Source organism: Micromonospora sp. NBS 11-29, from assembly GCF_002140155.1.
Taxonomy (GTDB): domain Bacteria; phylum Actinomycetota; class Actinomycetes; order Mycobacteriales; family Micromonosporaceae; genus Micromonospora.
In genome coordinates, this window is the sequence record NZ_NAPR01000013.1 from 457,098 (window position 1) to 473,745 (window position 16,648).

Here is a 16,648-nt window from a genome sequence, read left to right on the forward strand (position 1 = left end):
AGCCGACTGGGAGGGGGTGGCGCCAGTGCCACGCGAGAAGGGCCGCAAGGTGGTCGCCTCCAACAAGAAGGCGCGGCACGACTACGCCATCCTCGACACGTACGAGGCGGGCATGGCGTTGACCGGCACCGAGGTCAAGTCGCTACGGGCCGGGCGGGCGTCGCTCGTCGACGCGTTCGCCCAGGAACGGGACGGCGAGCTCTATCTGCACGCCATGCACATCCCGGAGTACGCCCAGGGCACCTGGACCAACCACGAGCCCCGGCGCACCCGGAAGCTGCTGCTCAATCGGTTGGAGATCAACCGCCTGCTGGGCAAGCTCAAGGAGAGCGGTCTCACGCTGGTGCCGTTGCAGGTCTACTTCTCCGACGGCTGGGCGAAGGTGGAGATCGGCCTGGCCCGGGGTAAGAAGTCGTACGACAAGCGGCAGGACCTCGCCAAGCGGGACGCCGACCGGGAGATCCGGCGCGTCGTGGGCCGGCGCGGCAAGGGCATGACCGACTGAGCGGCACGCCCGGGCCGGGGCTCGGGATGAAACCCGTTGCGGCAGGCGTTAGGCTTGTCGGGTGCCACCGATACGGGTGGCCCGTCGAGGGGGTGACTGGTTTCGACTTCGTACGCAGCGACAGGGGAAGCGAGCCGAGGAAGCCGACGTCGTCTCGAAAATCGGTCGTCGGAAACCAATAAGCGCCAAGAACAATCGCGCTGACTTCGCTCTCGCCGCCTGAGGCGAGTAGCAAGTCTGTCGGCCTGGGAGCGCCTTCGACCCAGATAGCCGGCATCAGCTAGAAGGCTGGCCAATCGGACCCGGTCGCGGGGTCCGTGCGGCGAGATCAATCAGCGACTGGGCCCGTCACACCAACTTGCTCGCGTGAGCGGTGGGGCCGAGTAGAGGCACAGCGAGCTGCGCTCGGAGAAGCCCTGACAAACCGGCGAAGGACCCGGGTTCGATTCCCGGCACCTCCACCACCTGACCTGTGCGCCCCGGTCCACCGGACCGGGGCGCACAGTCGTCTTCCCGTCTGCGGGAACCGGCCGGGGCGGGCCGCCGTCCAACCCGTATGCGCCGATCGTTCGCCCTGTTCGGGCTTCCGCTGCTGCTCCTTCCCGGATGCGCCGCGCCCGGCGCCGACCCGGGGACGGTGACGCCCGCCGCCCCGGAGAAACCGTCCGCCTTCACCCAGCGGGCCGAGGAGGTGGCCGGGCGCTGGCGTCCCGGGCCGGACTGGCGGGCCGGGTACGTCCCGCTCCAGGACGCCACCGTGCTCACCGGCGACCCCGGTTTCACCGCCGAGACGAAGGTCGCGTTCGGCGCCGGGTGGTACCGGGACCAGATCAGGATGCCGGCCGCCGTGCCGCCGGACGGCGCGATCCGGTTCCCCGACGGCGTGCTGCGGGTGCCGCTGGTCAGCGCCGCCGACGCGTACGCCCAACTCGACCGGGGGGACCCGCCGCCGTGCGACGGTCGGCCGGCCGCGCCGAAGGTGGGCGGCCCCACCGCCGAGCCGGGGCCGGAGGGACCGGTGGCGAGCAGCGGCGCGACCCCCTGCGTCCCGCTCACGGTGACCGCGGCGCGGCTGGGCAGCGCGCCGGTGTGGACCAGTCGAGGCCGGGCCGAGGTGCCGGCGTGGCTGTTCACGGTGGAGGAGCTGGCCGTACCCGTGGCCCGGCTCGCGGTCGCGCCGCGCGCGGTCGGCGCGGCCCCCGGAGGCGCGGCGGACGGCCGACCGCTGCCGGCCGGTCTGGTCGCCGCGCAGGAGCTGCGGGTCGCGGACGGCACCCGCCTGGACTACGTGGTGGGCGTCGGCTCGTGCGACGGCGCGCCCACCCCACTGGTGTTGGAACGGCCGGACGTGGTGGTGGTCGGCGCGGCGGTGGTCACCGCCACCGGGCCGTGCACGCTGGCGCTGAAGTTGGTGCCGGTGAGCGTCACACTCGCGGCCCCGCTGGGCGACCGCACCGTCCTGGACGTCGGCACCGGGCAGCCGCTGACCGTCCGGCCCGGCTGAGTCACAGCAGCCGGGGGATCTCCGTGCTGATCGGCACCGGCAGCACGGTGGGCCGGTCCGCGGCGAGCGCGGCGGCCAGCGCCGGACCGAGCGCGTCCAGCGACGTGACCACCTCGGCGGCGCAGCCGTAGCCGCGCGCCACCGCGGTCGCGTCCAACCCGGGCAGGTCCAGCGCCGGTACGCCGGGGGCGTGCTTCAGGTCGGCGAACGCCTTCAGGATCGCGTACTGGTGGTTCACCGGAACCACGACGGCGATCGGCAGCCGGAGCTGTGCCGCGGTCCACAGCGCCTGCACGGAGTAGTGCAGCGAGCCGTCGCCGATCACCGCGACCACCGGCCGGCCGCGCCCGGTGTCCCGCTCGGCGAGCGCGAGGCCCACCGCCGCCGGCAGGCCGAAGCCCAGGCCGCCGCTGGCCATGGTGAAGTAGGAGCGCGGCCGGTCGATCAGCAGCCGGCGGCGCAGCGCGGCCAGGTTGGAGGGGGACTCCTGCACCAGCACCCCGTCGGCCGGCCAGGCGGCGGCCAGCGCCGTAAAGAGCGCGTCCCCGTCGGGCGGCTCGCTCGGTTCGGGCGGGGCCGGCTGTTGCCGGGGCGGCGGCGCGGGCCGGCCGGCCGGCGGTAGCAGCTCCCGCAGCGCGGCCATGGTGAGCCCGGCGTCGCCGAGCAGGCTCTCCCCGACCGGGGCGCGGGCGGCCTCGTCCGGGTCATCGGTGACGTGCAGCAACCGGGTGTCCACGGGCAGGTAGTCGCCCGGCACGTGCGGGTAGTAGCGGAACACCGGGGCGCCGACCACCAGCACGACGTCGTGTCCGCGCAGCGCCGCCGAGAGCGGCCCGATCGCGTACGGCAGCACGCCCCGGAACTGCGGGTGCCGCTCGGGGAAGACAGCCCGCTCCGGCGCCGGGGCGGCCCACACCGGGGCGGCCAGCCGTTCGGCCAGGGCGACGGCGGCCGGCCAGGCGTCGGCCCGGTCCACGGCCGCGCCGAGCACCAGCACCGGGTCGCGGGCGTCGGCGAGCGCGGTGGCGAAGCCGCGCAGCCGGTCCGGGTCCGGCGCGATCCGGGTGGCGACGGTACGCACCTGCGGCGGCGGGTCGGCGGTGCGGTCCCAGTCGTCCATCGGCAGGGAGAGGAAGACCGGCCCGGCGGGAGGCTGCACCGCCGTGGCGTACGCCCGCATGAAGGCCGCGGGGATGTCCTGCGCGCGGGCCGGCTCGTGGGCCCACTTCACGTACGGCTGGACCAGCTCGACCGCCCGGGGGCTGGCCAGCCGGGGCTCGATCAGCAGCATCTCCCGGGTCTGCTGGCCGGCGCTGACGATCAGCGGGGTCCGGTTGTGCCAGGCGGTGACGAGGTTGCCCATGCCGTTGCCGGTGCCCGGCGCGGTGTGCAGGTTGACGTGCGCGAGCCGGCCGGTGGCCTGCGCGTACCCGTCGGCCATGGCCACCGCGGACGCCTCCTGGAGCGCGTGCACGTAGCGGAAGTCCGACGGGAAGTCGGCGAGGAACGGCTCCTCGGTCGAGCCGGGGTTGCCGAAGACTGTGGTCAGCCCGAGGGCGCGCAGCAGCTCGTGGGTCGACTCGCGCACCGTCGCCATCGCCGGCTGCCTCCGTCCCTGGCCGCGGGTGCCGGTGCTCAGCCCCGACCCAATCGAATCTAGCGGTCAAAGACGGAGTTTTCGGGCGGTTCCCGACTCAGGGCAGCGGGAACGGCAGCGTGATGCCGTCAAGCGCGCTGCCGCAGGGGCAGTCCCGCTCCGTGGGCAGCGCGGCGACCGCGTCGAGCAGCAGCCCGCGCAGCCGGTCGGTGTTCTCGGCGAAGACCCGGAACACCTCCTCCTGGGTGACCGACCCGCCCGCCTCGACACCCGCGTCCAGGTCGGTGACCAGCGCGATCGACGAGTAGCAGAGCGCCAGCTCGCGGGCCAGCACCGCCTCCGGGTGGCCGGTCATGTTGACCACCGAGCCACCGAACGAGGCGAACCAGCGGGACTCCGCCCGGGTCGAGAAGCGCGGCCCCTCGACCACCACCACCGTCCCGCCATCCACCGCCGGCACACCCCGGCCGGCGGCCGCGTCCAGCAGCGTCCGTCGCCCGGCCGGACAGTACGGGTCGGCGAAGGAGACGTGCACCGCGCCCCGGTCGTAGTAGGTCTGCGCCCGCCCGCTGGTGCGGTCGACCAACTGGTCCGGCACCACGAACGTGCCCGGCCCCAGCTCCGGCCGGAGACCACCGACCGCGCACGGCGCCACCACCTGGCGTACGCCGAGGGAGCGCAACGCCCACAGGTTGGCCCGGTAGGGGATCTGGTGCGGCGGATGCCGGTGGTCGCGTCCGTGGCGGGGCAGGAAGGCCACCCGACGACCGCCCACCTCGGCGACCGTGATCGGGTCCGACGGTGCGCCGTACGGAGTGTCCACCGTGTGCTCCACGCCGTCGAGCAGGGCGTACAGTCCTGACCCGCCGATCACCGCCAGTTCGGCTGCCGCCGCCATCCGGCCCTCCCTCGATTCGTCCGCGATTCGCGCGCTCGTCAGACCTTAGCCAGCGGGCAGGGGGCAGGCTATGGTGCGTGACATGGCGTTGACAGCGTGGACGGTAGGCGACGTCGGGCCCGCGCGGGCACACGGCTGACGGGTGTCGGACATGCAGGGTGAGGGACAGGCGATCGGTGGCCGAGCCATGGAGTCGATGACCGGACGGCTGCTGGTCGCGACACCGGTGCTCAAGGACCCCAACTTCGACCGTACCGTCGTGATGCTGGTCGCCCACGAGGCCGGCGGCGCCCTCGGGGTGGTGCTCAACCGGGCCACCGAGGTCCCGGTGTCCGACGTGCTCGGCGACTGGAGCGACCTGGCCCGGGATCCCGCGGTGCTGTTCGAGGGCGGCCCGGTGCAGCCCGACTCGGCCATCTGCCTGGCCCGCCTGCGGCACCCCGTGCAGCCGATGAAGGGCTTCCACCGGGTCGCCGGCGCGGTCGGCACCATCGACCTCTCGGTCGACCCGGAGAAGCTGCGCGAGAACATCGGCGGCATCCGGGTCTTCGCCGGCTACTCCGGCTGGGGCGCCGGCCAGTTGGAGCGGGAGATCGAGGAGGGGTCCTGGTTCGTGCTGGACGCGCTCCCCGGCGACGCCTTCGTCGACCGGCCGGACGACCTCTGGCCGATGGTGCTGCGCCGGCAGGGCGGCATGATGGCGGCGGTGGCCCACTTCCCACCGGACGTGGCGCTCAACTGACCCCGTTCGAGGGGACCCCCGCGAGATGACCATGCCAAGCGGCGTGTGTATAGTTCTTCCCGTGCCCGGGCGACCGGGGACGACCGCAAGGGGCCGTGGCGCAGCTGGTAGCGCACCACACTGGCAGTGTGGGGGTCAGGGGTTCGAGTCCCCTCGGCTCCACCGGGTTTGACCTGGTGGCATTGACCACGGGCGATGATATTGAGTCACGCCCGTGGTCACGAAGATCAGTTGCGTCTGAATCCCCGAACGGTACTTGTAGGCAAACGGCGTCAGATGCGCCGGCGGGCCTTCAAGACGGAGGAGCTTGCCGAACGGGCGGAGCGCGAGGCGCGCACCCAGCTCGGTAACGTGGACCTTGCCGAAGACGGCACTGTCGCTGCCGAGCTGGTCGAACGGCTCCAAGAGCGAGAACTCGACGTCGCCGTCACGACGCTCGCCAACTGCACCACCCAGTTCACCTGCCGCAGTGGCCCCTGGTGGTAGAGCCGTCCCGCGTCCGGCGCGGACACACCCTCCCGCTCCACCATTCACTCCGGCCGCAACGGCACGTCCGCGAGCACCTGCCAGCCCGCACCGGGCACCCGGCCCGCCTCGAACCGGCCGCCGAGCAGCTGCACCCGTTCCCGCATGCCGACCAGGCCGTAACCGCCGCCACCGGACCTTCTCGGTCGGTCAGTGTGTCGCCCGTCGTCGCGCACCTGCACGTGGACGCTCCCGCCTCCGGCCCGTACCGTCGCGGTGATCTCTCGGGCGCCTACGGCATAACGCCGCGCGTTCGTCACCGACTCCTGGACCAGCCGCAGCACCGTGGTCGCGACCGCCGCCGGCACGGGCTCGGCGAGTTCCACCGCCAACCGGACCGGAGTGGCGTCCCCCGAGGTGACAGTCGCCGCGCGCAGGTCGGTGAGGAGGTCCGTGGTCGGCGTCGCCGGTTCCCCGTCGACATCCTGCAGCATGGCGACCATCCGCTGCATCGCCGACAGGGCGTCCGCGCCGGCACGTTCGATCACCGGCAGCACCCGCGTCGGAGCACCGGGATCAGGCACGGCCACCGCCTGCNCTCCCGCGCCAGGGCCACCCGCTCACGCAACTGCGTCGCGACCACGGCAGCCCGCATCTCCCGGGCATGCCGGGCGTCGCGCACCCGCAGATACCATCCGGCCATGACGGCCACCACCGGCAGGACCACCGACCAGCCCAGGTCCTGAGGAGCGCCGGGGTGCTCCGGCCGGAGCACCCCGACCGCCAGGCAGCTGGGCAGGAGCAGCCCCACCAGGCCGGCTGCGGTGGACCTGGACGACCGACGGACCACCGCGACGATAACGGCCAGGACCGCGACGACCTCGGCAGCCCCCAACCCGCCCGCGGCGGCGGGGACCGCCACACCGACCAGCCGCAGCACCACCGACCCCACCAGCAGGACCACCACGACACCGACAGCCGCGACGACCGGCCACCGCGACGCCAGCAACGCGAGGGCACACACCACGAGGAAACCCGGCAGCTCCCACCGGCCGTCATACCCCAGCTCGCTCGCCGCCGCCCCGTCCAGCAGCAACGCCAGCATGAGCAGCCCGGCCAGGGGCCAGTCCCAGGTGATCAGACCTCGCCAGTCGAGCTTCACGCCGCCACCACAGCAGTTCCTCGCGTCGGTCCGAATCAGGGGGAGCCGCTGGTGACAATAGTGCAGCAGCCGTTCCGCTCCGATGACGACGAACCGTACTGTCTCCGGTGTCCTCCCGGCGAGCGCGGAGGCGCTGCACGGGATGGTGACGACTGTGGTATCGGCACAGGTGCTGCGGCAATGGCCGTGGGCTGTTCCGCTGGTGGTCCTCGCCCTGCTCGACGTCCAGATCGCCGCGGAATCCGACACCGCGAGCCTTGGCTGGATGGTGCCGGGCATCGCCGTGATGGCGGCCCTGGCGCTGCTGGCCCAGGTACGGCCGGTGCCCGGGGCGCTGGGAGCCGCGGCAACCCTCGTCGTCTCGACCGGGGTGCTGCGGGCGGTCGGTGCCGAGATCACGGGGGGTCTGGCCGTGACCGAGATCGCCGCCGTGGCGATCGTCATCGTGGCGGTGGTCCGGCGGGTTCCCGGGGTCGCCGCCGCCGGTCTCGTCGGGCTGCTCCTGGCCACCAGCACGGCGGCGGCGCAGCTACGACCGCAGTACTCGCCACCACCGGGGGAATCGACGCCGGAGCCGTGGTGGAGTCTGTCGCTGTCGGGAATGGCGATGGTGGTGCTGCCTGTGGCGTACGGGTGGTACCTACGGGGTCGTGACCGGCAACGGGCCCGGGCGAGGCGGGCCGCCGTGATCGCCGTGCAGCAGCGGGAGCGGCTCGCCCTGGCGCGGGAACTCCGCGACGTGGTGACCCACCAGGTCAGGGCCATGATGGATCTGGCACAGAGCGCGCAGGAACGGTCCACGTCGGACCCCGACGCGGCAGTTGACGCGCTGCCGGCGATCGAACGCTCCGGTATCGAGGCGCTGTCCTCGATGCGGCACCTCGTCGCCGCGCTACGGGAGGGCGAACCGGGCGAAGGTAGGACGCCGGCACCGCTGACCCGGACCACCGACCTGTCGGCCGACCTGCGGGCCATGTCGTCGGCCGGCAGTCCGCCGGTACGGGTGACAGTCGAGCTGGCCAAACCGGTGGCCGAGGAACTCGCGACCTCGGTGCTGCGCCTCGTACAGGAGTCGGTGTCCAACGCCCGTCGGCATGCGGTCGGGGCACGGCAGATCGAGGTATCGGTACGGACCGAGCAGGGACACCTCCGGGTCGAGATCCGCGACGACGGGAAGGCGAACCGGACGATCGGTAGACGTCGTGGTGGCTTCGGCGGCGTCGGTAGACGTCGTGGTGGCTTCGGACTCGTCGGCATGCGGGAGCGGGTGAGTCTGCTCGGCGGCCGGTTCACCGCCGGCCGCACGAGCGGCGGCTGGCAGGTCCTCGCCGACCTGCCGCTGTACTGGGCCGAACCGTAGTTCTGCCCCCGCACGACCTCCGGCAGGCGGAGAGTGCTGATCCCGGCCGCGCGATCGTCCATCGTCGCAGCACCGGATCCACGACGTACCGGGCCCAGGTGGCTCCGGGACAGCGGCGCGGATACCCGTATCATCCGTTCTCGATGAGCGGGGATCTCCGTCGGATGCCGACCGAGGGCTGCCAGTGTCCACCGAGAAGCGGTCACGAGGACGGGGACGGAAGCCAGTGCGGGTCTTGATCGCCGATGACCAGGAGTTGATGCGGGTCGGGTTCCGGATGATCCTGGAAGCCCAGCCGGACATCACCGTGGTGGCCGACGTCGCCGACGGGCGAGCGGCAGTCGAGGCGGCGCGGCGGCTGCGTCCGGACGTGTGCCTGCTGGACATCCGGATGCCGGGCCTGGACGGACTGCAGGTCACCCAACTGCTCGCAGGTCCCGACGTCGCCGACCCGATCGCCGTCGTCGTCATCACCATGTTCGACGACGACGAGTACGTGGACATCGCCCTGCAGTCCGGAGCGAGCGGGTTCCTGCTCAAGGACTGCGGACCGGCCCTGCTGGTCGAGGCGGTCCGCGCGGCCGTACGCGGGGACGTCCTGGTGGCGCCCCAGGTAACCGTCCGGCTGCTGCGCAGTTTCCGGCACCGGCCGCAGATCCGCACGACCGCACCGGTGGAGGCCCTGACGGACCGGGAGAGCGACGTCGTACGGGCGGTGGCCCGGGGACTGACCAACCAGGAGATCGCGGGCGAACTGTTCGTGGCGGTGTCCACCGTCAAGACCCACCTGGCTGCCGCCCAGTCGAAGCTCGGCGTACGCAACCGGGTCGAGGTGGCCTCCTGGGCGTGGCGAGCCGGTCTGGTCGACGCCTGACAGCACCCTGTCCGGGTGCGAAGGCGCCCGGTCTGCCGGGGGGCACCCCGAACTCGTCCTGCCGGGGGCAGGACCTTGGCCGTCGGCCCGGTCGACGCGGTGGTGTCGCCTCCACCTTTCGAATGAGGCGCGGCACCTGATCTCCGCTCAGCGGCGAGCCGACGCCGGCCCGTGGAGGGAAGAGACCGCAGCGTCCGTTCGGCAGTCTCTACGACATGAACCCGACACCGCGGTACGAGACGAGCCCGCCGGGCCACCGGCCCGAACGGCTGGCGTCGTCGGCGACGTCGTGGTTCTGCCGGTAACGCCGGGCACCCGATCCTCCCTCTTCTGAAGGAAAACGCATGCGTCACAACAGTTCGTTCGTCATGGGGGCTGTCCTCGCCACCGCCGGCCTGCTCACCGCCTGCGCCAGCGGCGAGGGCACGTCCGCCGCTCCGTCGGGCACGTCCGCACCCGCGACGTCCACGCCGGCCGGGTCGCCGTCCGTTACGGCGGTCCCCGCCGCGCCCTCGACCGCGCCGGCCTCCGCCGCGCCGACCCGCAGCACCACTGCCGCCCCGGCCAAGCCGACGACCAGGGCGAAGGTCACCTCGGACCTGTCCGGGCTCCGCATCACCGGCATCAAGACCGGCAAGAGCGTCCTGATCGACGTCGCCGGCGACGGCGTGGACCGCTTCCTGCAGGCGGGCCAGGGCGAGGTCGACTTCACCGGGACCGACCGGACCGACTCCACGATGATGGCCATCTACCCGGCCCCGGTGGAGGCGAAGAACCGGGTGGTCATCAAGCCGCCGTTCTGGAACGAGGAGGTCGGCGGCGGTTACTGCGTCGCGGACACCGCCGGTGCCGCCTTGAAGCTGGAGAACTGCCAGGACGGTAAGGCGTCGCAGGTCTGGCGGGTCGACCTGGCAGGTGACTCCGGCCTGTTCGAACTGCACGGCGCCTACGGCGTCATCGGCGTCAAGAACGGCCGCATCACGGCCTCCGGCGACGGGGACAAAGGCCTGCAGGTCCTGCCGTACGCCCCCTGACGGCGCGCGGCCGGTCGGCCTCCCCGCCGACGTCAACCACCTGGACAGCAACGCGGGCATGCACCGCTTCCGCCCGCACCACACCGGAACCGCCGACAACCGGACGACCCGACCTGCCCGCAACAGCAGTCCGCTGCTGCGGGACACCTAGCAGAGAAGAGATGCAGAACCATGGGATTCACGGCATACCTCGCGCTGTTCGCAGTGGCCGCATCCGTAGTCGTCTTCGTCGTGACCCGCAAGCGCCTGAGTCTCGTCGCTGCGCTGGGACTGTCGGCGCTCACCTTCCTGGGCATCGCCCTCGCCTCGATCCTGTGGGTGCAGGTGGCCATCAGCGGCATGGACGGCTGAACGGGCAGCTCATCGGTGCCGGCCCGGACATGGCGGCCCAACTGCACCTCACCGAAGCCACCGTCAAGGGGTACGTCTCGCGAGTCCTGACCCGACTCGGCCGCACCACTACACCCACGGCATCCATCATGGACAGCCAGAGCGTGAAGAACTCCACCAACATTCCACCGTCCACACAGGGTACCGACGCCGGTAAGCGGATCATCGGCCGTAAACGCGGCATTCTCGCCGACACCCTCGACCTCCTCCTCGCCGTGGTCGTCACCGCCGCCAGCGCCAGCGACAACACCGTCGGCATGGACCTGCTCGACCAGGCCAATACCACCTACCCCACCTTGACCAAGGCATGGGTCGACGCCGGCTTCACGCCTCACCGCCGGAACCACCCCAACCTGGCGAGGCGACTTAAACCGCTACAACCCGCAAAGTACGTTAATCAGACGTTCTCTGGGTAGTGAGGGTGGGCTGAACAAGGGGGTGCAGGCTAGTTCTGCGCCGGCGCGGACGGTCGAGGGTTGTCATCCTGGCGTCGGGCGCTCGATTTCATCGATGGCTCATTCGTCCGACACGGCGGCCCCCACATTCGAGCGCGTCACAGAGGGCGTCACAGATCAAGATCAAGAAGTTGGCATCAGTCGGCGGTGCTCGGCACAAGCCGACATAGTCATGGGCCCATATCCGCACCTGATGGCAGGTTCCGGCACGGTCCGGTGTCGGTCGTGATGAGGCTCACTTTTCTGGCAGTGTGGGGGTCAGGGGTTCGAGTCCCCTCGGCTCCACCTTGTTTCAGAAGCGGCGTTTCTCAATGAGAAATGCCGCTTCTGCTTTATCTTTTCGGCCACCGAGTCGCCCACTTTCTCACCCTCCGGTAGCAGGATGGACCGGCGGCCGATCCCCCGGGCAGGGCAGTGCGCCGGCCCGGGGGCACCGTGATCAGTCACCGCCGGTCAGGAGGGGGCCTCCGGAAGCGCCGCCGGGCTGCGGGTGGCCCTGTCGCTGAAAGCTCGGGCCACGGCCCCGAGCAGCAGTGCGGTGGCCACCAGCGCGGCGCTCACCAACAGTGGCGAGCGGTAGCCGAGGCCCGCGCTGAGTGCCACACCGCCGAGGGCCGGGCCGGCGGCAGCACCGACGTTCATCGCCGCAGTGGCGAACCCGCCGGAGAGCCTGGGCGCGTTTGCGGCCAAATAGAGAACCTGCGAAATCAGCGTGGAGCCGACAGCGAACGAGAGAACGCCCTGTATGAACACGAAGACGAGAGCGATGGCCGGGTTGGCGGCGGTGAGGGCGAACAGGAGCCAACCTGCCAGCAGCGCCGTACCGCCGAACGTCATCACCTGGAGGGGACGCCTGTCCGCCAGCCTGCCGCCCAGATTGACGCCGATGAACGACCCGACGCCGAAGACTGCCAGAATGCCTGGCAACCAGGTGGAGTTGAGGCCGGTCACCTCGGTCATCACCGGTGCCAGATACGTGAACGAGCAGAATGTCGCGCCGTTGACACCGGCTCCCAGCAACAGCGTCACGATCAGCTGCGAGTCGCGGAGCGCTCGTAGCTCGTGCAGAGCGGTCGGGGCGTCGGGGTCGACGGGCGTGGGCGGCACGGAACACAGAATGGCGATGATGGCGGGGGCGGAAATGGCGGCCACGCCCCAGAACGCCGCGCGCCAGCCCCAGACCTCGCCGAGCACGGCACCGAGGGGAACGCCCGCCACACAGGCCAGGGTCACACCGCTCAGCAGCACCGAGGTGGCGCGTCCCTTGGCATGTGGGCCGGCCATGCTCGCCGCGGTCGCCAGGCCCACCGCCAGGAAGCCTGCCATGGCCAGGGCGGCGACCACCCGGGTGACCAGCAGTACTTCGAAACTGGAGGTGACGGCGCCGACGACATGCGCCAGAAGGAAGGTGACGAGAAAAGTCAGCAACGCCCGACGGCGGGGCCAGCGCAGGCTCAGCATCGCGACCAGCGGTGCGCCGACGATCATGCCGACGGCGAAGGCCGAGGTGAGCGTGCCCACGGTCGGAATGGACACACCGAGATCGGCGGCGATGTCCTGCACCAGGCCAGAGAGCATGAATTCCGATGTTCCCTGGGCGAACACGGCCAGCCCGAGAACGTAAATGGCGAAAGGCATTGGGAAGCTCCGACTACATCGCACATGAGGAGGACGCGACTGCGCGCGGTAGCGGTCGCATTGAGAGAGCCTGGGAAAGGGCCCAGACGACATCCCAGGATGCGGTTGATCGACGGAGTATTCACAGCACACTGCTCAGCTCGGGAGCAGGGGTGTCACTCGACTGCGCGATCAGCCACCAAGACTTCGGTGGCTAGCTTCTTTCCGCCTCAGGACTCGACACGCATCCCAACGTAGCAACGCCGGAGCCGACCTGTCTAACGCTTGTCGCCGCGTGCGAGCGTCCAACGGCGCGGTCCCTCCACGCATCAAAGATAACGGCCGGTCTGCGGATCCGCCTCGCCGCCTGAGTCGGGACGAGCCCTCGGCATTCACCCGGCCTGTTACGCGTTTGCGCCGCCCACGCGCTCCGACGCAGCGCGAAGATGCCTCATCTGGCTCCGAGCGACGCCATGACCGTAGTCGGGCCGGTTCAAGCCGTCCGACCACCAGACTCGACTGCTGATGGGGTGAACCGGCCGGGCGTGGCGCCGGTCAGGAATGATATCGGCGTCTGTCGAAGGATCGATGGCGNGGTCGATCGGCGTACGGTGTTGCGCGCGGCCACGCTGGGCGCGGGCGCGGCGGTGGTGGGCGGGGTGATGCCGACCGGTGCCGCCTATGCCGCGCCGGTCATCTACCACCCGTTCAGCGCCTACCCGATCACGGACACCTGGGAGGGGCACCTGCGTCGTGGCTCGCGCGGCGGGATCGACTTCGGGATGGGGGTGGGTACGCCGCTTCCCGCCTGCGGCGCGGGCACCGTCCAGAACATCCCCTACAACGGCGACGGCGGGCACACCGTCACGATCCACCACGGCGAGGGCTACCGCAGCCAGTACCTGCACCTGTCGCAGTTCCTGCTCGCCGACGGCGCGAGCGTGGGCGCGGGCACGGTGGTGGGCCGGTCCGGCGGTGCGAAGGGCGCGCCCGGCTCGGGCAGCTCGACCGGCCCGCACCTGCACTGGCACATGATCGATCCGTCGGGGACCTACATCAACCCGCTCGAATACATCGCCCGGAATCCCGCCGGGCAGCCGCGTCAGGTGTTCGAGGCGGCCAGCAACGCCGGTTGGCGGGCGCTGCCGGTCTCCGGCAGCGGTGGCGCGGTGACGGGCACCTCGGTGGCGTCGATCGGGGCGGGCGGCACGAAGATCATCTACTCGCTGAACGGCGGTCAGGTCTGGGAGGCGGCGAGCAACGCGGGGTGGCGGAACCTGTGGACCGGGATCTCCGGCGCGCAGGGCAGCGCGTTGGCCGCGTTGAGCCTCGGCGGCGAGAAGCTGATCTACACCGTGGTGGGCGGGTACGTGCACGAGGCGAGCAGCTACAACGGCTGGCGCAACCTGAACAGCGGCATCGGCGGCGTCAGCTCCTCCTCCATCGCGGTGATCGCGCTGGCCGGCGTCAAGTACGTCTACAGCATCGTCGGCGGCTACGTGCACGAGGCGCACAGCGCCAACGGGTGGCGCAACCTGAACACGGGCATCCCGGGCTCGGCGGTGGCGGCGATCACGCTCGGCGACACGAAGATCATCTACTCGGTGCAGGGCGGTCAGGTCTGGGAGGCGGCCAGCAACGCGGGGTGGCGGAACCTGTGGACCGGGATCTCCGGCGCGCAGGGCGTGGCGGCGTTGAGCCTGGGTGGCGAGAAGCTGATCTACACCGTGGTCGGTGGGTACGTGCACGAGGCGAGCAGCTACAACGGCTGGCGCAACCTCAACAGCGGGGTCCGTGGTGACACGGCGGCGGTGCTCGCATTGGGCGGCGTCAAGCACATCTACGCCGCCTGACAGCCCGTCGCCGGCCGGGCCTGGGGAACGCGGCCCGGCCGGCGGCAGGTCAGCGAGGACGGCGGGTCTTCGGCAGGTCGAACTGGTCCGCCCGGCGGCAGTCCTTCGGACCACCGACCGCCGTCGGCCCGACCCGGTCGAGGGCCTGGCGGGCCCGGTGCCGACCCAGGTTCCACGCGTACCAGGGGTCCGGTTCGGCGAGGTCGTCGGCGATCCAGCTCAGCGTGCAGCGGCGCACCGGGTCGGGGAGCTTGGTGAGGGCGGGGGTGGCGTCGGCGGAGAGCGCCCGCAGGTACCAGGCGTCGATCTTGCCGGTCTGCTCGTACCGGAGGGTGTTGCGGCGGGCCGCGTAGTCCTCCGGGTTGAGCACCGCGAGACCGAGCAGCATCGCCACGGCCAGCGCCAGGGTGGCGCCGGGAATCCACCGGCCCCGCCACCGCACGCCCGCCGCCAGGATCATCAGGAAGACCGCGCCGAGCAGCAGCTCGAACGCCATCACGAAGATCCGCTCGCCGGTGAAGCTGTAGACCTTCTGGTAGGTCCACATCCGGGACAGCGCGGACACCACGATCACCACGCTCAGCGCGCTCAGCAGACCGAGCAGCACACGCAGCAGGGCGCGGTCGACCGGCCGCTCCCGGTCAGCCCAGCGGCTCACGACACCAAGCACGGCCACGGTCAGCAGCGTGACGAAGAGCAACTGCCAGAAGCCACTACGGGCGTACTCCGCGTAGCTCAGGCCGGCGACCTTCTGCACATGGCGCTGCCCGCCGAAGAGCACGGTGAACTGCACCACCACGAAGCCGGCGAAGAGCAGCGTCAGCGCCCCGATGGCGGGGGCCCACTCCAGCAGCCCGAGCCGACGCTCGCTCGGCCGGTCCACCGTGGACAGGTCCGGCGGGGCGGCCAGCGTGTAGACCGCGGCGACCGCGATCAGCCCACCGACCGCGGCCAGGAACAGCCAGCGGAACACCGTACCGACGTCGACCCGGGGGACGAGCGCGCCCAACGCCTCCGAGAACGCCGCGTCGGCCGAGGAGAGCAGGCCGCCGAAGACGACAAGCACCGCCAGGGTGGCGACCACCGAGACGGTGACCTTGCGGACGGTCGCCGCCCCCGGCGAGGCGGCGACGTGCCGGCGTACCCAGGGCAGGCCGCGCAGCGCCGCGAACGGCGCGGCGAGCAGACCGAACAGGATCGACCGGACCAACCGGCCGCCGACGATCGCCAAAGTGGCGCAGCCCAGCGCGCCGAGCACGCAGAACGTCACCAGCCACCACGCGTTGCGCACGGCCGGCACGGCGATCAGCGCCAGGGCCGCCACCGCCCAGCCGGCCCGGATCAGCCGGTCGGCGCGGGGCAGCGCGGCGGTCCGGGTCCGGACCGCCAGCACCACCGCGAGCGTGAGGGTGAGCCAGCCGAGGAACCAGCCGATGCCGACCCGGTTCAGCGGCACGAAGAACGCGCTGCCGAGCGCGCCGGCCAGCACCGCGAGCGGCACCGCTCGGCCGGTGGCCGGCTTCGGACCGGGCCAGCGCGCGCCGAGGAAGGAGTCGCGGGGGGCCGGCGGCCGGGCCGCCCAGCCCGGCGGCGGCGGGTAGGTGACCCAGGGCCGCGGATCGTGGTACGCCGGCCCGGACGGCCCGGCTGCACCATGGACCGCCAGCGCACCCTGCGGAACGGGTCCGACCGGAGCGTGCTGAGGGCCTTGTCCGACCGGAGCGTCCTGCGGGCCAGGGCCGACCGGAGCGCCCTGCGGGCCCGGGCCGACCGGAGCGGCCGGCGGCCGGGTGGTCACCGGGGTGGCGCCCTGGCCGGCCGGGCCCGTCGGTGCGGTGCCCGGCGTGGCCGGCTCGCCGTCGGCCCGCAGATCCGTGGGTACGGCCGGCGTCGCGCCGTCCTCGGCCGGGTCCTCGTCGGCGGTCGGCGACGGGGCGTCCGTCGGCTCCGACCGGCCCTCGGTCGTCGGCTTCGCCGGACTTCCGGCAGCCGGGCCGGCCTGCGTGGGAACGACGTGCGCGGGCGTGGCCTGTGTGGCGACGGCGGGTGCCGGCGTGGCCTGTGTGGTCACGGCCGGTGCCCGCGTGGCCTGTGTGGTGACGGCCGGTGTGGGCGTGGTCGGGCTTTCGACGGCCGGCGGCGCGCCTTGGGCGGGCAGCCCGGCGACGGCGAGCGGCACCGGCTGGGGGGGC

At 71.9% G+C, this 16,648-nt stretch carries 14 protein-coding genes, 1 tRNA gene, 1 other RNA gene and 1 pseudogene; 12 read left to right on the plus strand and 5 right to left on the minus strand.

What is annotated here, in order from left to right; translation table 11 throughout:
* Positions 1-25 precede the first annotated feature (25 nt).
* The 3 genes from smpB to B1205_RS18515 all read left to right on the plus strand — a co-directional run bounded on the left by smpB (position 26) and on the right by B1205_RS18515 (position 2,009).
* A complete protein-coding gene (smpB, locus tag B1205_RS18505; RefSeq protein WP_089156735.1) occupies positions 26-505 on the plus strand; it encodes an SsrA-binding protein SmpB in 480 nt (159 codons plus the stop codon).
* 88 nt (positions 506-593) lie between these two features.
* Positions 594-969: a transfer-messenger RNA gene (gene ssrA / locus B1205_RS18510) on the plus strand.
* Between the two features lie 92 nt (positions 970-1,061).
* The gene (locus B1205_RS18515) at positions 1,062-2,009 is read left to right on the plus strand and encodes a hypothetical protein (RefSeq protein ID WP_089156736.1); all 948 of its coding nucleotides are present in this window, start codon (positions 1,062-1,064) and stop codon (positions 2,007-2,009) included.
* Between the two features lies 1 nt (position 2,010).
* On the opposite strand, the gene mdlC is transcribed toward B1205_RS18515, so the two are convergent.
* Together mdlC and B1205_RS18525 are read right to left on the minus strand one after the other, a co-directional pair.
* Complete coding sequence (gene mdlC, locus B1205_RS18520; RefSeq protein ID WP_089156737.1) at positions 2,011-3,606, minus strand: benzoylformate decarboxylase; 1,596 nt, start codon at positions 3,604-3,606, stop codon at positions 2,011-2,013.
* Between the two features lie 97 nt (positions 3,607-3,703).
* Entirely contained in the window at positions 3,704-4,504 is an 801-nt protein-coding gene (locus B1205_RS18525) for an S-methyl-5'-thioadenosine phosphorylase (protein WP_089156738.1), read from the minus strand.
* Between the two features lie 151 nt (positions 4,505-4,655).
* Between B1205_RS18525 and B1205_RS18530 the strand changes: the two genes are divergently transcribed.
* The 3 genes from B1205_RS18530 to B1205_RS18540 all read left to right on the plus strand — a co-directional run bounded on the left by B1205_RS18530 (position 4,656) and on the right by B1205_RS18540 (position 5,732).
* On the plus strand, positions 4,656-5,246 hold the full coding sequence (locus B1205_RS18530; RefSeq protein WP_089156739.1) for a YqgE/AlgH family protein: 591 nt from the start codon (positions 4,656-4,658) through the stop codon (positions 5,244-5,246).
* 89 nt (positions 5,247-5,335) lie between these two features.
* Positions 5,336-5,408 (plus strand) — tRNA-Ala (locus B1205_RS18535).
* A 33-nt stretch (positions 5,409-5,441) separates the two neighbouring features.
* The gene (locus B1205_RS18540; RefSeq protein WP_254910028.1) at positions 5,442-5,732 is read left to right on the plus strand and encodes an Arm DNA-binding domain-containing protein; all 291 of its coding nucleotides are present in this window, start codon (positions 5,442-5,444) and stop codon (positions 5,730-5,732) included.
* 44 nt (positions 5,733-5,776) lie between these two features.
* On the opposite strand, the gene B1205_RS18545 is transcribed toward B1205_RS18540, so the two are convergent.
* Positions 5,777-6,259, minus strand: coding sequence for a sensor histidine kinase (locus tag B1205_RS18545; protein WP_140158091.1), 483 nt, complete (start codon positions 6,257-6,259; stop codon positions 5,777-5,779).
* A 696-nt stretch (positions 6,260-6,955) separates the two neighbouring features.
* Here B1205_RS18545 and B1205_RS18555 point away from each other — a divergent pair.
* From B1205_RS18555 to B1205_RS18575, 5 genes and pseudogenes are all read left to right on the plus strand, one after another.
* Complete coding sequence (locus B1205_RS18555; protein WP_089156743.1) at positions 6,956-8,233, plus strand: sensor histidine kinase; 1,278 nt, start codon at positions 6,956-6,958, stop codon at positions 8,231-8,233.
* A gap of 226 nt (positions 8,234-8,459) precedes the next feature.
* Complete coding sequence (locus B1205_RS18560; RefSeq protein WP_254910029.1) at positions 8,460-9,107, plus strand: response regulator; 648 nt, start codon at positions 8,460-8,462, stop codon at positions 9,105-9,107.
* 344 nt (positions 9,108-9,451) lie between these two features.
* Complete coding sequence (locus B1205_RS18565) at positions 9,452-10,141, plus strand: hypothetical protein (protein ID WP_140158093.1); 690 nt, start codon at positions 9,452-9,454, stop codon at positions 10,139-10,141.
* 171 nt (positions 10,142-10,312) lie between these two features.
* Positions 10,313-10,492 (plus strand): hypothetical protein, encoded by a 180-nt coding sequence (locus tag B1205_RS18570; protein WP_089156745.1) that lies wholly within the window; start codon positions 10,313-10,315, stop codon positions 10,490-10,492.
* 98 nt (positions 10,493-10,590) lie between these two features.
* Positions 10,591-10,857: pseudogene (locus tag B1205_RS18575) on the plus strand (transposase); the annotation flags it as partial.
* A 582-nt stretch (positions 10,858-11,439) separates the two neighbouring features.
* On the opposite strand, the gene B1205_RS18580 reads toward B1205_RS18575, so the two are convergent.
* The gene (locus B1205_RS18580) at positions 11,440-12,624 is read right to left on the minus strand and encodes a Cmx/CmrA family chloramphenicol efflux MFS transporter (RefSeq protein ID WP_089156746.1); all 1,185 of its coding nucleotides are present in this window, start codon (positions 12,622-12,624) and stop codon (positions 11,440-11,442) included.
* Positions 12,625-13,214: 590 nt separating this feature from the next.
* Here B1205_RS18580 and B1205_RS29860 point away from each other — a divergent pair.
* Positions 13,215-14,456: a M23 family metallopeptidase gene (locus B1205_RS29860; protein ID WP_217809847.1), complete on the plus strand. Its 1,242-nt coding sequence runs from the start codon at positions 13,215-13,217 to the stop codon at positions 14,454-14,456.
* Positions 14,457-14,505: 49 nt separating this feature from the next.
* On the opposite strand, the gene B1205_RS18590 is transcribed toward B1205_RS29860, so the two are convergent.
* Positions 14,506-16,648 (minus strand): DUF4153 domain-containing protein (locus tag B1205_RS18590; protein ID WP_441338516.1); only part of this gene is annotated, 2,143 nt, incomplete at its 5' end.

Bases quoted from the DNA above. Each gene is read 5' to 3' on its own strand.
- B1205_RS18580 (WP_089156746.1), bottom strand. From the start codon at position 12,624: ATGCCTTTCGCCATTTACGTTCTCGGGCTGGCCGTGTTCGCCCAGGGA.
- B1205_RS18525 (WP_089156738.1), bottom strand. From the start codon at position 4,504: ATGGCGGCGGCAGCCGAACTGGCGGTGATCGGCGGGTCAGGACTGTAC.
- B1205_RS18565 (WP_140158093.1), top strand. From the start codon at position 9,452: ATGCGTCACAACAGTTCGTTCGTCATGGGGGCTGTCCTCGCCACCGCC.
- B1205_RS18555 (WP_089156743.1), top strand. From the start codon at position 6,956: ATGACGACGAACCGTACTGTCTCCGGTGTCCTCCCGGCGAGCGCGGAG.
- B1205_RS18540 (WP_254910028.1), top strand. From the start codon at position 5,442: ATGATATTGAGTCACGCCCGTGGTCACGAAGATCAGTTGCGTCTGAAT.
- B1205_RS18515 (WP_089156736.1), top strand. From the start codon at position 1,062: ATGCGCCGATCGTTCGCCCTGTTCGGGCTTCCGCTGCTGCTCCTTCCC.
- B1205_RS18570 (WP_089156745.1), top strand. From the start codon at position 10,313: ATGGGATTCACGGCATACCTCGCGCTGTTCGCAGTGGCCGCATCCGTA.
- B1205_RS18530 (WP_089156739.1), top strand. From the start codon at position 4,656: ATGCAGGGTGAGGGACAGGCGATCGGTGGCCGAGCCATGGAGTCGATG.
- mdlC (WP_089156737.1), bottom strand. From the start codon at position 3,606: ATGGCGACGGTGCGCGAGTCGACCCACGAGCTGCTGCGCGCCCTCGGG.